The sequence below is a fragment of the Streptomyces sp. NPDC127129 genome (assembly GCF_042671585.1).
Classification (GTDB): domain Bacteria; phylum Actinomycetota; class Actinomycetes; order Streptomycetales; family Streptomycetaceae; genus Streptomyces.
Map to the genome: position 1 here is coordinate 255432 of NZ_JBHXTV010000011.1, position 14943 is coordinate 270374.

At 74.1% G+C, this 14943-nt stretch carries 14 protein-coding genes; 6 read left to right on the top strand and 8 right to left on the bottom strand.

Going from position 1 to position 14943, the window contains the following annotated elements:
* Window positions 1-7: 7 nt before the first annotated feature.
* Window positions 8-736, top strand: coding sequence for a hypothetical protein (locus ACFVGW_RS22540; RefSeq protein WP_385853236.1), 729 nt, complete (start codon window positions 8-10; stop codon window positions 734-736).
* Here the strand turns inward: ACFVGW_RS22540 and mycP are convergent.
* Both mycP and ACFVGW_RS22550 read right to left on the bottom strand, forming a co-directional pair.
* Window positions 711-1892 (bottom strand): type VII secretion-associated serine protease mycosin, encoded by a 1182-nt coding sequence (mycP, locus tag ACFVGW_RS22545; protein WP_385853237.1) that lies wholly within the window; start codon window positions 1890-1892, stop codon window positions 711-713. The genes ACFVGW_RS22540 and mycP overlap by 26 nt on opposite strands.
* Entirely contained in the window at window positions 1889-3412 is a 1524-nt protein-coding gene (locus tag ACFVGW_RS22550) for a hypothetical protein (protein WP_385853238.1), read from the bottom strand. Before ACFVGW_RS22550 ends, mycP begins: the two co-directional genes overlap by 4 nt.
* A 126-nt stretch (window positions 3413-3538) precedes the next feature.
* Here ACFVGW_RS22550 and ACFVGW_RS22555 point away from each other — a divergent pair, with 126 nt between their 5' ends.
* Window positions 3539-4741: an amino acid deaminase/aldolase gene (locus tag ACFVGW_RS22555; RefSeq protein ID WP_385853239.1), complete on the top strand. Its 1203-nt coding sequence runs from the start codon at window positions 3539-3541 to the stop codon at window positions 4739-4741.
* Between the two features lie 103 nt (window positions 4742-4844).
* Here the strand turns inward: ACFVGW_RS22555 and ACFVGW_RS22560 are convergent, their stop codons facing one another.
* Genes ACFVGW_RS22560 through ACFVGW_RS22575 form a run of 4 tightly spaced genes read right to left on the bottom strand, consistent with a single transcriptional unit; the run spans window position 4845 to window position 9324 of the window.
* Entirely contained in the window at window positions 4845-5759 is a 915-nt protein-coding gene (locus ACFVGW_RS22560) for a DUF2510 domain-containing protein (protein ID WP_385853240.1), read from the bottom strand.
* A gap of 30 nt (window positions 5760-5789) precedes the next feature.
* Window positions 5790-6581: a 3-oxoacyl-ACP reductase gene (locus ACFVGW_RS22565; protein ID WP_385853241.1), complete on the bottom strand. Its 792-nt coding sequence runs from the start codon at window positions 6579-6581 to the stop codon at window positions 5790-5792.
* On the bottom strand, window positions 6578-7951 hold the full coding sequence (locus tag ACFVGW_RS22570; RefSeq protein WP_385853242.1) for an aldehyde dehydrogenase family protein: 1374 nt from the start codon (window positions 7949-7951) through the stop codon (window positions 6578-6580). Before ACFVGW_RS22570 ends, ACFVGW_RS22565 begins: the two co-directional genes overlap by 4 nt.
* 8 nt (window positions 7952-7959) lie before the next feature.
* Window positions 7960-9324: a glutamine synthetase family protein gene (locus ACFVGW_RS22575; protein WP_385853243.1), complete on the bottom strand. Its 1365-nt coding sequence runs from the start codon at window positions 9322-9324 to the stop codon at window positions 7960-7962.
* A gap of 79 nt (window positions 9325-9403) precedes the next feature.
* Here ACFVGW_RS22575 and ACFVGW_RS22580 point away from each other — a divergent pair, with 79 nt between their 5' ends.
* From ACFVGW_RS22580 to ACFVGW_RS22590, 3 genes are all read left to right on the top strand, one after another.
* Window positions 9404-10132 (top strand): FadR/GntR family transcriptional regulator, encoded by a 729-nt coding sequence (locus tag ACFVGW_RS22580; protein WP_385853244.1) that lies wholly within the window; start codon window positions 9404-9406, stop codon window positions 10130-10132.
* Between the two features lie 159 nt (window positions 10133-10291).
* On the top strand, window positions 10292-11734 hold the full coding sequence (eat, locus tag ACFVGW_RS22585; protein WP_383224784.1) for an ethanolamine permease: 1443 nt from the start codon (window positions 10292-10294) through the stop codon (window positions 11732-11734).
* A gap of 29 nt (window positions 11735-11763) precedes the next feature.
* Entirely contained in the window at window positions 11764-12441 is a 678-nt protein-coding gene (locus ACFVGW_RS22590) for a gamma-glutamyl-gamma-aminobutyrate hydrolase family protein (protein WP_385853245.1), read from the top strand.
* 16 nt (window positions 12442-12457) lie between these two features.
* Here ACFVGW_RS22590 and ACFVGW_RS22595 read toward each other — a convergent pair whose 3' ends face one another.
* Window positions 12458-13120 carry a response regulator gene (locus tag ACFVGW_RS22595; protein WP_383224781.1) on the bottom strand — a complete coding sequence of 221 codons (663 nt, stop codon included), beginning with the start codon at window positions 13118-13120 and terminating at the stop codon, window positions 12458-12460.
* On the bottom strand, window positions 13117-14244 hold the full coding sequence (locus tag ACFVGW_RS22600) for a sensor histidine kinase (protein ID WP_385853246.1): 1128 nt from the start codon (window positions 14242-14244) through the stop codon (window positions 13117-13119). The genes ACFVGW_RS22595 and ACFVGW_RS22600 overlap by 4 nt, the downstream gene beginning before the upstream one ends.
* A gap of 219 nt (window positions 14245-14463) precedes the next feature.
* Between ACFVGW_RS22600 and ACFVGW_RS22605 the strand changes: the two genes are divergently transcribed.
* Entirely contained in the window at window positions 14464-14823 is a 360-nt protein-coding gene (locus ACFVGW_RS22605) for a DUF6223 family protein (RefSeq protein ID WP_385853247.1), read from the top strand.
* The last annotated feature ends 120 nt before the right edge of the window (window positions 14824-14943 follow it).

Genomic DNA, 14943 nt, shown 5'->3' on the forward strand with positions numbered 1-14943 from the left:
GACCACCGTGACCGTGGAAGCGGATCTCGACGCCGCGCTCGCCGAGGCCGTCGCGCCCGTGCTCGCCGGGAGCGGGGTGTCGTTGTCGGTCGCGGTGCTCGACCTGGAGACCGGGCGCTCGGCCTCGTACGGCGGCGAGGGGCGGACGTACGACACCGCGAGCGTCGTCAAGCTCGACATCCTCGCGGCCCTGCTGCTCCGCGCGCAGGACGAGGGCCGGGGGCCGACCCCGGCGGAGCGCACGGCCGCCGCCGCGATGATCCGGCGGAGCGACAACGCGTCGGCGACCACGCTGTGGCAGGAGATCGGCGGCGCTGAGGGCCTGGACGCCGCCAACGCGCGGCTCGGGCTCGTGCGGACGACCGGCGCGAGGGCATGGGGGCTGACGCAGACGACGGCGGCGGACCGACTGGTGCTCCTCCGCGCGGTGTTCGGCACGGACTCGCCGCTGGCCGAGGACTCCCGTACGTACATCACCGGGCTGATGGAGGGCGTGGCCGCCGACCAGGCCTGGGGTGTCCCGGCGGCGGGCACCGGCGGGGCGGTGAAGAACGGGTGGCTCCCCCGTGATGCCACCGGCCTCTGGGTCGTCAACAGCGTGGGGCGGGTGACGTCCGGCGGGCGGGTCTGCCTCGTGGCGGTGGTCTCCGACGGTCACGCCACGAAGGACGCGGGCGTGAGGTGCGTGGAGAAGGCCGCGCGGGCGGCGGTCAGCGCGGTGGGTGCGGCCTTGTAGCGCGGCTGCCGCGCCACAGGACGACCGCGGCGGCGAGCAGGAGCGCGCCGACACCGCCGGCGGCGGGGGCGAGCAGGCCGACCGGCCTGTCGTCCTCGGGGGCGGCCTGTGGTCCGGCGCCGAAGTAACGGCCGCGGTAGCCGGCGGAGGCGTTCTTCGGTTCGGCGGCCTTGAGCCGGGCGCCGGCCTCGATGGCGGCGGCCGGGTCGACGGTGCCGTACCCCTTGTCGTCGCTGCGGCCGTTCTTGGGCCGGTTGCGGGCGGTGTCGACGAGGAGCCGCTTGATCTGGGCGGGCGTCAGGTCGGGGTGCGCGGACCGGACGAGGGCGACGGCGCCGGAGACGAAGGCGGCGGCGGCGCTGGTTCCCCAGCCCTCGTAGTAGCGGCGGTCCGGGTCGGCGATGACGATGTCGACGCCGGGGGCGCTGACGGTGGAGTACCAGCGGCTGGTGGAGAACGAGGCGTGCGTGCCGTACCGGTCGACGGCGGTCACGGCGACGACACCGGGGTAGGCCGCGGGGTACGAGATGTGGTCGCCCTTCTCTCCGCCGTTGCCGGCCGAGGCGACGACGGGCACGCCCTTGGCGAGGGCGTACTGGACGGCGGCGTCCTCGCCCGCGTCGGGGTGGGCGGACTTGGAGTCGTCGCCGAGGGAGAGGTTGATGACGTCGGCGCCGTTGTCGGTGGCCCAGCGGATGCCTTCGGCGAGGGCGGTGCCGCGGGTCTTGCGGGCCTTGTCGCGGGCCTTGTCGGTGCCTTCGAGGATGACCCGGACGGGCAGGATCTCGACCTTCGGCGCGATGCCGAGGACGCCGTCCTGGCGGCCGGGGCCGTGGCCGTGACCGGCGATGATGCCGGCCATGGCGGTGCCGTGACGGGCCCATGCCCGGTCGCCCCGCTCGGCGCCGAAGCCGACGAGGTCCTTGCCCGTGAGGACGGAGCCGACGAGGTCGGGGTGGCTCCCGTCGACCCCGGTGTCGAGGACGGCGACGGTGATGCCCTCGCCCTTGGTGGTGCGCCAGGCCTTGGCCGTGTGCAGGGCTTCGAGACCCCACTGGCGGGCGCGGATGGTGTCGGCGTGGGCCGGGGTGGTGGTGGCGGGGAGAACCGCGAAGGCGGTCGCGAGCAGGACCGCGAGGGCGCGGGAGCGGGTCACCGGTCGTCGTCCTTCGCTGCGGTCGTGACCGTGGTGCGCAGGGTGCTCTCGATCCGGTCGGCGACGCCCTTGGCCTCGTGGCCGAGGCCGGACTGGGCGACGGGGCTGGTCTGCCCCTCGGCCATGGCGCGGTCGGCGGGCTGGGGGGAGGCGACGGGACGGCCGTCGGCGAAGCCGGAGACGGCGGTGACGACGACGGGGAGATCGGGGAGTGCCCGGGTCCACCAGCCGGCGCGCTGCGCGGCGCCGAAGCGGGCGGCCACGGTGCCCGGGGCGGAGAGCGCCGGGGGCACGTCGGCGCCGAGGCGTGCGGCGGACTCGGTGGCGAGGGAGCGTGTGGCGGTGGGATCGGCCTGGGTGAAGACCAGGCCGACGGTGATGACGCTGGAGGCGGTGGCGTCGGTGTACGTGGCGCGCAGGACGCGGTCGCAGCCGACGGGTTGCAGGGTGGTGAGCACGCTCTTGGGCAGGGCGGCCGCGGTGCAGGGGGCGTCGGGCGCGACGACGATCCGTGTCCAGGTGCGGTCGGCGGCGCCGGGGCCCTCCTTGGGGCCCGCGAGGGTGCGGGGGAAGAGGGTGTCGACGGGGACGCTGTGCCACACGGTCCTGGCCTCGGCGTAGCCCGCGGGCTCCTCGGCGGCACCGGCCTCGGTGGCGGCGAGGACGGCTCCGGCGGCGGCGCCGCCGACGAGGCCGACGCCGAGGACGAGGCAGGCCCCGGCCGCGACGAACCGGCCCACGCGGCGCTCGCGGATGGGCCGGAGGCGGGTGGTGGTCTCGACGACGGTCTCGGGCGGCGCGGTGTAGGGCCGGTAGGCGCCGTACGTTCCGTACGTCTGGGCCGGCATCCGCGGTGCGGGCGCGGTGGGCCGCGCCGGGGTCGCGGGGCGCGGCGGTATCGACCGGGTGCCCGTGTCGCGGATCGGCCGCAGCCGCGCGGTCGTCTCGACGGCGGGTGCGCCGGCGGAGCGAACGGGGCCTTCGGGCCGGGCGGGAGCGGTCGGCGCGGAGGCCGGACGCGCGGGAACGGAGACCCCGGGGCGCGCGGAGCCGGTGGCGCCGTCGGCGGCGGGCGGCGCGGGGGCCGGGCGCGCGGGAGCGGAGGCGGGGCGCACGGGCGCGGGCGGGGCGGAGGCGGGGCGCGCGGGCGCGGGGACCCCGGGGCGGGCGGCGCCGGTGGCGCCGTCGGCGGCGGGCGGCGCGGGGGGTTCCGGCGCGGGCCGGGCGGGAGCGGGTGTCACGGCGCGCGCGGGCGGCGCCGGGGCTTCCGGTGCGGGGCGCGCGGGGGGTGTTGCGGGGCGCGCCGGAGCGGGGGGTTCCGTCGGGCGCGGAGGGATTCCGGGCGGCGGGCCCGCGACGGTGGTGGCGGCCGGTGCTGCGGTCTCCGGGCGGGCCGCCGGAACACGGTCCGGCGCGGCCGGGCCGGGGACCCCCGGCGGCGCGGTGTCGGGCGCCGGCTTCGGGGGCGGGAACAGGGCCTCGCCGGTGCGGGAGGTGGGCCGGTGCGCGTCGGTGCTCATCCCCGCCCCCCTGGTCGTTCCGTCGTGGTGCCTGCTCTCGCAATGCCCGCCACTCTACGGGCTGTTCCCCTCCGCACGGGAACTCAGGGGCTACCCACCCGTAAACCCGTCTGGCAAGCTCGGGCCATGACTCCCCGCGCCGCCGACCGGGCCCGGTACGACCGGGCCACCGCCCACCTCGACGCGCCCGTCGCCATCGTCGACCTGGAGGCCTTCGACGCCAACGCCGACGATCTCGTACGGCGGGCCGGCGGCAAGCCGATCCGGGTGGCGAGCAAGTCCGTGCGGTGCCGGGCGCTGCTCGAGCGGGTCCTGGCGCGCGAGGGGTTCGCGGGGATCATGTCGTTCACGCTCGACGAGTCGCTGTGGCTGGCGCGCGCCGGGTTCGAGGACGTCCTGCTCGCCTACCCGTCCGCCGACCGGACCTCGTTCGGCGAGCTGGCGAACGATCCGAAGCTCGCCGGCGCCGTGACGGTGATGGTCGACGACCCGGCGCAGCTGGACCTGATCGACGCGGCACGCGCGGATGGCGGCGAGGAGATCAGGGTCTGTCTGGAGCTGGACACCTCGCTCCGGCTGCTGGGCGGCCGGGTGCGGATAGGTGCGCTCCGCTCCCCGCTGCGCGAGCCCGCGCAGCTCGCCGAGCTGGCCCGCTCGATCGCCCGCAGGCCCGGCTTCCGGCTGGTCGGGATCATGGCGTACGAAGGGCATGTGGCCGGGGTCGGGGACGCGGTCGCCGGGCGCCCGCTGCGGTCCCGGGCGATCCGGCTGATGCAGTCGGCCGCCCGCAAGGAGCTGGAGTCCCGGCGCGCGGCCGTGGTGCGCGCGGTCCGGGCGGTGGCGCCGGACCTGGAGTTCGTCAACGGCGGCGGTACGGGCAGTGTGCAGCACACGGCGGCCGAGGAGGCGGTGACCGAGATCGCCGCCGGTTCGGGGCTCTACGTGCCGCGTCTGTTCGACAACTACACGTCCTTCACCGGCCGTCCGGCCGCCCTCTTCGCCCAGCCCGTCGTGCGCCGCCCCGGCGTCGGCGTCGTGACCGTGCTCGGCGGCGGCTACCCCGCGTCCGGCGCGGCCGGCGTGGACCGGCTGCCCGTCCCGTACCTGCCGGAAGGGCTGGGCTACGACCCGCAGGAGGGGCCGGGCGAGGTGCAGACGCCGCTGCTCGGTTCGGCGGCCGACGATCTCCTCATCGGGGACAAGGTGTGGTTCCGGCACGCGAAGGCGGGTGAGCTGTGCGAGCGGTTCGACAGCCTGCAGCTGATCGAGGGCGACCGGGTCACGGCGACGGTGCCGACGTACCGGGGCGAGGGCCGCACGTTCCTCTAGGACCGAGCGGCGCCCGCTCCCGCCGGTGGGACCGGACGGCGCCCGCTCCCTCCGGTGGGACCGAGCGGCGCCCGCTCCGGCCTCAGGACCGGGCCACCGCCGCTCACGTGCCCGGGGTGATCGAGCTGCCCACTCCTCCGCCGGTGTCGCTGCCGATGGGGCGGATGCCTTGGGCGATCTCGTCCATGAGGGCGAGCGACGGTCCGTCCGTGCCCGCGTCGAAGACGAAGCGCACCACGACCGGGGACTCGCTGCCCGCCGGAGAGGGGAAGGCGAGCGACTGGACGTAGCCGCCGGGGCCCTTGTCGGTCGTGACCTGCCAGCGGACCAGGTAACCCGTGCGGCCGGCGACGGCGGCCTGCCGGGAGGCGACGACCTTGTGGGAGACCATCCGGCCGTAGGGGAGGCTGCCGAGGACGTCCTCCTCGTAGGTCTCCTTGGCGGCCAGGGCGATGTCCTCCTTGGCGATCGCCTCGGGGGTCGTGGCGTCGGTGCCCGAGACCGTGTGCGAGGAGACCGTGCCGTGGCGGCACTGCTTGGTGCCGGCCCCGTAGCAGGAGTAGGTGCCGACGGTCGTGACCGTCGGCGCCGGACCGGAGTAGTACTCCGGCTTCTCCCAGCCCTTGAGGACCGGGAGCGTGATGCCGTTGAGCTGGTCCACTACCTGGGTGGGGTTCTCGTCCTCCTCCTCGGCGGGCGCACCGCCGGTGGAGGAGGAGACCGTCGCGGTGGGGGTGCTCGTGGCCGCCGTCGGGCCCGCCGTGGGCGGGTCCTCCGGGTCGTCGCCGCGGAACACGACCACGCCCGCGACGACCGCCGCGACCACGGCCACCGCGACCGCGCCGAGGACGGCGGCCCGGCTCCGCCCGCCCCCGCGTCCGGGCAGAGCCGGTGAGACGACGGTGGGCGCGGCCGGGGCCTGCCGGGTGTGCGCGGTCCAGTTCGTACCGTCCCACCATCGTTCGACGGTGGGCACGGCCGGGTCCGGATACCAGCCGGGTGGCGTCGTCATGGTCATCCCGCAAGCCTAGGGCCCGCGCGACGGGCCCTACAGGGGGGTCACGTACGCGCCCGAGATGCCGCCGTCGACGAGGAAGTCGGTGGCGTTGATGAAGGAGGAGTCGTCGCTGGCGAGGAAGGCCACGGCGGCGGCGATCTCCTCGGCCTCGGCGAACCGGCCCACGGGGATGTGCACCAGTCGGCGCGCGGCGCGCTCCGGGTCCTTGGCGAACAGCTCCTGGAGGAGCGGGGTGTTGACCGGTCCCGGGCACAGCGCGTTGACCCGGATGCCCTCGCGGGCGAACTGCACGCCCAGTTCGCGGGACATGGCGAGCACGCCGCCCTTGGAGGCGGTGTACGAGATCTGGCTGGTGGCCGCGCCCATGACGGCGACGAACGACGCGGTGTTGATGATGGAGCCGCGCCCCTGCCGCTGCATGTAGGGCAGGGCGGCCTTGCAGCAGAGGTACACGGAGGTGAGGTTGACGTCCTGGACGCGCTTCCAGGCCTCGAGACCGGTGGTGAGGATGGAGTCGTCGTCGGGGGGCGAGATGCCCGCGTTGTTGAAGGCGATGTCGACGGAGCCGTAGGTGTCGAAGGCGACCTTGAAGAGGTTCTCGACCTCCTCGGGGTCGGTGACGTCGACCCGTACGAACGTCCCGCCGACCTCCTCGGCGGCGGCCTTGCCGGCGGTCTCGTCGATGTCGCCGCAGACGACGTTGGCGCCCTCGGAGGCGAGACGGCGGGCGGTGGCCAGGCCGATGCCGCTGCCGGCGCCGGTGATGACGGCGGTGCGGCCGACGAGGCGGCGGCAGATGGTGTCGTTGCTCTCGTTGCTCACAGTGCGGGGCCCTCCGTGCTGATGAAGACGTTCTTGGTTTCGGTGAAGGCGGTCAGTGCGTCGGGGCCGAGCTCCCGGCCGAGGCCGGACTGCTGGTAGCCGCCGAAGGGGGTCCAGTAGCGGACGCTGGAGTGGGAGTTGACGGAGAGGTTGCCGGCCCGGACGGCGCGCGAGACGCGCAGGGCGCGGCCGACGTCACGGGTCCAGATCGAGCCGGAGAGGCCGTAGTCGGTGGCGTTGGCGAGCCGTACGGCGTCCGCCTCGTCCTCGAAGGGCAGGACGACGGCGACCGGTCCGAAGACCTCCTCGACGGCGCAGGGGGCGTCCTCGGCGATGTCGGTGAGGACGGTCGGCGGGAACCAGAAGCCGGGGCCCTCGGGTGCCTTGCCGCGGATGCCGGGGAGGGTGTCGGGGACGTACGCCCGCACGCGCTCCAGCTGGGCCCTGGAGATCAGCGGGCCCATCTGGGTCTTCTCGTCGGCCGGGGCGCCGACGACGATCTCCTCGACGGCGGGGGTGAGGAGCTCCAGGAAGCGGTCGTACACGCTGCGCTGGACGAGGATGCGGGTGCGGGCGCAGCAGTCCTGGCCGCTGTTGTCGAGGAAGGACATGGGAGCGGCGGCCGCGGCTGCCTCGATGTCCGCGTCGGCGAAGACGATGTTGGGGCTCTTGCCGCCCAGTTCGAGCGTCACCCGCTTCACCTGGTCGGCGCACTTCGCCATGATGCTCTTGCCGACCCGGGTCGAGCCGGTGAAGACGATCTTGGCGATGCCGGGGTGTTCGACGAGCGCGTTGCCGGCGACGGCTCCCTCGCCGGGGAGGACCTGGAAGAGGCCCTCGGGGAGCCCGGCCTCCAGGGCGAGTTCGGCGAGCCGGAGCGCGGTGAGCGGGGTGGTCTCGGCGGGCTTGAGGATCACCGCGTTGCCGGCGGCGAGGGCGGGGGCGGTGGCCCAGGCGGCGATCGGCATGGGGAAGTTCCAGGGCGCGATCACGCCGACGACGCCGAGGGGTTCGAGGATCGTGACGTCGAGACCGCCGGCGACCGGGATCTGCCGGCCGCTCAGCCGCTCCACTCCGCCGGCCGCGTAGTCGAGCAGGTCGCGGACGTTGCCCGCCTCCCAGCGGGCGTTGCCCAGGGTGTGGCCGGCCTGGCGGACTTCGAGGAGGGCCAGTTCCTCGGTGTGGGCGTCGACGACGGCCGCGAACCGGCGCAGGAGCCGGGCGCGGTCGGCGGGGGCGGCGGCGGCCCAGCCGCGCTGGGCCCCGGCCGCCCGTACGACGGCGGCGTCGACGTCCTCCGGTGTGGCGGCGGGGACGGTGGCGACGACCTCCTCGGTCGCCGGGTTCAGGACAAGCAGTTCGTGCGGCAACTCGTTCCTCACATGCGTTCGAAGGAGCGGCGCAGCTCCCAGTCGGTCACCGCGGCGTCGTACGCGTCCAGTTCGACGCGGGCCATGTTGCGGTAGTGCGCGACGACCTCGTCGCCGAAGGCGGCCTTGGCGATGGGGCTGGTCTCCCAGAGCTCGGCGGCCTCGCGCAGTGTGGTGGGGACGTGGGCGTGGTCGGCGGTGTAGGCGTTCCCGTCGCAGGCGGCGGGCAGTTCGAGCCCCTGCTCGATGCCGTACAGGCCGGCGGCGACCAGGCCCGCGACGGCGAGGTGGGGGTTGACGTCCCCGCCGGGGAGGCGGTTCTCGAAGCGCATCGAGCGGCCGTGGCCGACGACGCGCAGGGAACAGGTGCGGTTGTCGACGCCCCAGGCGACGGCGGTGGGGGCGAAGGAGCCGGGCTGGAAGCGCTTGTAGGAGTTGATGTTGGGCGCGTAGAGGAGGGAGAAGTCACGCAGGGCGGCGAGCTGGCCGGCCAGGAAGTGGCGCATGATCTCCGACATGCCGGCGGGTCCGTCGCCGGCCATGACGTTGTGCCCGTCGGCGTCCTGGAGGGAGAGGTGGATGTGGCAGGAGTTGCCCTCGCGCTCGTTGTACTTCGCCATGAAGGTGAGCGAGACGCCCTCCTGGGCGGCGATCTCCTTGGCGCCCGTCTTGTAGACGGCGTGCTGGTCGCAGGTGACGAGCGCCTCGTCGTACTTGAAGGCGATCTCGTGCTGGCCCGGGGTGCACTCGCCCTTGGCGGACTCGACGGTCAGGCCCGCGCCGGCCATCTCGTTGCGGATCCGCCGCAGGAGGGGCTCGACGCGGCCGGTGCCGAGGACCGAGTAGTCGACGTTGTACTGGTTGACCGGGGTCAGGCCGCGGTAGTTCGCGTCCCAGGCCTGCTCGTAGGTGTCCTTGAAGACGATGAACTCGAGCTCCGTGCCGACGTGGGCGGTGTAGCCGTGTTCGGCGAGCCGTTCCAGCTGGCGGCGGAGGATCTGGCGGGGCGCGGCGACGACGGGCGAGCCGTCGTTCCAGGCGAGGTCGGCGATGAGCATGGCCGTACCCTCGTTCCACGGCACGCGCCGCAGGGTGGAGAGGTCGGGGCGCATGGCGAAGTCGCCGTAGCCGCGGTCCCAGGAGGACATCGCGTATCCGTCGACCGTGTTCATATCGGCGTCGACGGCCAGGAGATAGTTGCAGCCCTCGGTGCCGTGTTCGAGGACGTCGTCGAGGAAGAACGGTGCGGCGAACCGCTTGCCCTGGAGCCGTCCCTGCATGTCGGGGAAGGCGAGGACGACCGTGTCGATCTCACCGCTTTCGACGAGGGAGCGCAGCTCCTCGACGGAGAGCGGGGCTTTGCGGTCTGCCACGGGATGTACTCCTCCTTGGGTCAGCCGGAAGCCATAAGGTATTGCCGAAGACCATTGCTTGGGAAGGGGAAACGGGAACGTGTCCAGTACGAGTGAATCGGCGGACCGGCTGACGCCCGTGCTGCGGCCGGTCCGGGCGGGCAACGGCTTCGAGGAGGCGCTGGAGCAGATCCTCCAGGTGGTGCGCCTCGGGCTCGTCCCCGGCGGCGGCCGGCTGCCCGCCGAGCGGGAGCTGGCCGACCGCATGGGGATCAGCCGGGTCACGCTCCGCGAGGTGCTGAAGGTCCTCCAGGAGCAGGGGCTCGTGGAGAGCCGGCGCGGGCGGTACGGCGGAACGTTCGTGCTGCACCGGCCGCAGACGGCCGACGAGGACGAGCTGCGGCGCCGGATCGCGTCCGTCGACATGGAGGACACCCTGCGGTTCCGGGAGGTCCTGGAGGTCGGCGCGGCGGGGCTGTGCGCCGCGCACGGCCTGGACGACACGGGCGCGGACCGGCTCCGCACCGCCCTGGCGGCCACACACGACGCCACGCTGGACGACTACCGGCGCCAGGACACGCTGCTCCACCTCACACTGGCCGAACTCTCCGGCTCTCCGACGCTCACGGCGCAGTACGCCGCCGTGCGGGCGACGGTGAACGACCTCCTGGACTGCATCCCGCTGCTCGTACGGAACCTGGAGCACTCCCAGCACCAGCACACGGCCCTGGTGGAGGCGGTCCTGGACGGCGACGCGGACGGGGCCCGCGAGGTGATGCGCGAACACTGCGGCGGCACGGCGGCACTGCTGCGCGGCTTCCTGACGTGAGAGCGCGCACGCCCGGGCGAGAGTGCGCCCGGAGGTAACCGAGCCGGAGAAGCGGGGCACGCGTAACCCGAAAGTAACGCACGGGGGTTGCGTTCCCGCCGGGGCGGCGCAAAGGTATGGCACCAATCCATTGGGCCCGACGCGGGAGCTGACGCTGCCATGACGCTCGAAGACACCACCGGGAACAAGACAGCACCGGACGACTACCTCGAACGCCGCGCGCTGCGCCGCGGCAGCGCCGGCTGGCTGCTGCTCACGGGCCTCGGCGTCGCCTACGTCGTCTCCGGCGACTTCTCCGGCTGGAACATCGGCCTCTCCAAGGGCGGCTTCGGCGGACTGGCGATCGCGACGGTCCTGATGGGCGCGATGTACGCCTGTCTCGTCTTCGCGCTCGCCGAGCTCTCCGCCATCCTGCCCACCGCGGGCGGCGGTTACGGCTTCGCGCGCCGGGCGCTCGGCACCTGGGGCGGCTTCCTCACCGGCACCGCGATCCTCATCGAGTACATCCTCGCCCCCGCCGCGATCTCCATCTTCATCGGCGACTACGTCGAATCGCTCGGCCTCTTCGGCCTGGAGTCCGGCTGGCCGGTCTATCTCGCCTGCTTCGTGATCTTCATCGGCATCCACCTCTGGGGCGTGGGCGAGGCGCTCCGCTTCAGCCTGATCGTGACGGCGATCGCGGTCGCGGCCCTGGTCATCTTCGCGCTCGGCGCGCTCAGCGACTTCCACGTCGACGGCCTGAACGACATCCCGGTCGACACCGAGGCCCTCGGCTCCGGCTCCTGGCTGCCGTACGGACTCCTCGGGATCTGGGCCGCGTTCCCCTTCGGCATGTGGTTCTTCCTCGGCGTCGAGGGCGTGCCGCTCGCCGCCGAGGAGGCCAAGGACCCGGTCCGCTCCATGCCCAGGGCGCTCGCGATCTCGATGGGCATCCTGGTGCTGCTCGCCGTGATGACGTTCGTCGCCTCGACCGGGGCGCGCGGCTCGGCCGCCATCCAGGAGGCGGGGAACCCGCTGGTCGTGGCGCTGCAGGGCGACGGGGACCCGACGACGCTCAGCCGGTTCGTGAACTACGCGGGCCTGGCCGGGCTCGTCGCCTCGTTCTTCTCGCTGATCTACGCCGGCTCGCGCCAGCTCTTCGCGCTCTCCCGGGCCGGCTACCTGCCGCGCTTCCTCTCGCTGACCAGCCGCCGCAAGTCGCCCTACCTGGGGCTGCTCATCCCCGGCGCGATCGGCTTCGCGCTGGCCGCGGGGACCGGGAACGGCGCGCGGATGCTGAACATCGCGGTGTTCGGCGCCACCATCTCGTACGCCCTGATGGCGCTCTCGCACATCGTGCTGCGGCGCCGCGAGCCGCACCTGCCGCGGCCGTACCGGACCCCCGGCGGCGTCGTGACCTCGTCCGTGGCGTTCGTCCTGGCCCTGTCGGCGCTGGTGGCGACGTTCCTGGTCGACAAGGACGCGGCGTTCATGGCGCTCGGGGTGTACGCGATCGCCCTCGCCTACTTCGCGTTCTACAGTCGGAAGCACCTGGTGGCCAAGGCGCCGGAGGAGGAGTTCGCGGCGCTCGCGGCGGCCGAGGCCGAGCTCGAACGCGACTGACCACCGTCGTTCCTTCAGGAGGAGATTCCGTGTCCAAGCCGCTCATCGGCGTGACGACCTATCTGGACCAGGCCCGTTGGGGCGTGTGGGAGATGCCGGCGGCGCTGCTGCCCGCGCGGTACCCGCGCCTGGTGCAGGCGAGCGGCGGCCTCGCGACGATGCTCCCGCCGGACGACCCGTCCGCCGCCGCATCGGTGGTGGCGCGGATCGACGGTCTGGTGGTCGCGGGCGGGGCGGACGTCGAGCCGGTACGGTACGGGGCCGAGCCCGACCCCCGTACCGGCCCCCCGGCCCGGGCCAGGGACGCGTGGGAGCTGGCCCTGATCGAGGCGGCGCTCGCCTCCGGCACGCCGGTGCTGGGCATCTGCCGGGGCATGCAGCTGCTGAACGTGGCCCTCGGTGGCACGCTGGTCCAGCACCTGGGCGGCCATACGGAGGGGATCGGTGTGATCGGCCGCCACACGGTGAAGCCGGTCCCGCTGACGCGGTACGCCGCCCTGGTCCCGGAGACGACCTCGGTGCCGACCTACCACCACCAGGCGGTGGACCGCCTCGGCGAGGGCCTGTCCCCCTCGGCGTACGCGGAGGACGGCACGGTCGAGGCGATCGAACTCCCTTCCCCGGCCTGGGCCCTGGGCGTCCAGTGGCACCCGGAGATGGGCGAGGACCTGAGGGTGATGCGAGGCCTGATCGCGGCGGCCGGCTGACGGCGCCGGCCCGACCTCAGGCGGAGCCCGGCGTCACCAGGCCGGATTCGTACGCGAGGACGACGAGCTGGGCACGGTCACGGGCACGGAGTTTGGCCATGGCCCGGTTGACGTGGGTCTTCGCGGTCGTCGGGCTGATCACCATGCTGTCGGCGATCTGGTCGTTGGACAGTCCTCGCGCGACAAGGGCGACGGCCTCGCGTTCGCGGTTGGTCAGCTCCTCCAGACCCGTTCCGGCCCCGGTGGTGAGCGGCTGGGTGACGTAGCGGTGGATGAGTTTGCGCGTGATCGAGGGGGCGAGGAGGGCGTCGCCCCGCGCGGCGACACGTACGGCGTGCAGGAAGTCCTCCGGCACGATGTCCTTGACGAGGAACCCGGCGGCGCCGGCGCGCAGGGCCTCGAAGACGTACTCGTCGAAGCCGTAGTTGGTCAGGATGACGACGTGGACCCCGGCGAGTGCCGGGTCCGCGGCGATGCGCCGGGTCGTCTCGATACCGTCGACGACCGGCATCCGGATGTCGACGAGCGCGATGTCGGGCAGATGCTGCCTGGCCAGTGCCAGGCCTTCGTCGCCGTCGGCGGCCTCGCCGACCACCTCGATGTCGCCCTCCAGGTCGAGCAGCGCGCGGAAGCCGCTGCGGATCAACGGCTGGTCGTCGACCAGCAGGACTCGAATCACGACGCTCGCTCCACGGGCAGTTCGGCGCGGACGGTGAATCCGCCTTCGGTGCGGGGCGCGGCCCGCAGACTGCCGCCGAGCGCCGTGACACGTTCGCGCATCCCGAGCAGCCCGAGCCCGGGGACCGGTGCGGCGCCCGGCGTGGCCCTGCCGTCGTCGTCGACGCACACCGCGAGGGCGTCCGGGCGGTAGTCGATACGGACGGACGCCCTGGCCGCGTCGGCGTGGCGGGCGATGTTGGTGAGCGACTCCTGGACGATCCGGTAGACGGTCCGGTCCACCGCGGCCGGCACGTCGTGCCGCTCCCCCTCGATCGTCAGGGACGCCGCCAGGCCCATGGCCCGGGCACGGTCCACGAGCTCCGGAACATGGTCGAGCCCGCGCGGCGGGGCCGTGTCGTCGTCGCGCAGTGCCCCCAGCGTCGCGCGCAGCTCCCGGGTCGCCTCGCGCCCCGCCGTCTGGATCGCCAGCAGGGATTCCGGCACCTCTTCGCCGCGCTTGCGGGCCACGTGGACGGCGACCTCGGCCTGCACCTTGACGACGGAGATCTGGTGGGTGAGCGCATCGTGCAGCTCCCGCGCGATGTGCAGCCGCTCCTCGTCGGCGCGGCGGCGCGCGGTCTCCTCCCGGGTGCGCTCGGCCTCGTCCGCGCGGCGCTCGGCCTGCCGCAGGGCCTCCCCCGCCGCCGCGGCGGCGATCAGCCAGGCGAGCTGCAGCGCTCCCCGGGCCTGCGCGAACGCCTCGCCCGTGTCGTGCAGGCCCGCTGCCAGGGCGGCGAGAGGGAGGCCTGCCAGGACGGTCACGCTCGCCACCGCCGTGGCGACGCGGTGCCCGGCCCGCATCGCCGCGTACACCGCGAACAGGTACGCGACGGCGGGCACGTCGTAGCCGGCCGCCTGGGAGCTCACGGCGCACAGCCCGGTGACGGCCAGGACGGGAACCGGAGCTCGGCGGCCCGCCGCCAGCGCCAGGCCGCCGAGCGTCAGCAGACCCAGGCCGAGCAGGTCGAGACCGGTCGCGGGGCGCTCCTCGGAGAGCCCGGTCACCAGCAGCGCCGCCGCCACTCCCACGGCGACCGCCCAGTCCCTCGCAACGGCCGGGACACCGGACCACCGTCTGCTCATGTCCCGCACCCTAGCCAGATGTCGGAGTGGGCGACTCCTGCTCGCGGATGACCGTACGGCTACCGCATCGGCGGTAGCCGTACGCGTCTCTGCCGTGTCCGCGGTAGCCGACTGCGACGGCCGCCGCAGCGTGAAGTGTCCGCGTCCGGCGGACGACGGACCCTGGGGCCCGGGGACACCATCGCAGGACATCACGTCCCTCAGGAGAAGGAGCAGCTCATGTCTGCCGGATCCGTCCTTGCCCTCCAGCCGTTGGCCGCCGGTGTGTTCACCATGAGCGCGGGCCGGATCGGGGCCGTCGTGGCCGCGCTGGCCGGGCTGTCCGCCGTGGTCGTCGGTGGGCTGGCCCTGGCTCGCGCCGCCGGTCGCACCCGCCGCGGATCCGCCCGGAGGCGGGCGGTCACGGCCCTGGGCGCCGGACTCTTCGGGGTGGCCCTCGGCGTGCTGGTCGTGGCCACCTCGAGGGGTGCCATCGGGACCGGCAACGGGCTCGGCGGGGCCTACGTCGCCCTGGTGGTGGGGGTGGCCGGCGTCGTCCTCGGCTGCCTTGCGCTGGCCCGCTCCCGTCGCACCGGCTGACCCGCGCGGGCGTACGAGGTGACCGGCCGGCGGCCGCGGACGGAGGGCCGGAGAACGGGCCAGGGCCCGGTGCCGGCCCGTCTGCGTTCTCCGCAGGTCGGCGCCCTCACCCCGTCGGCG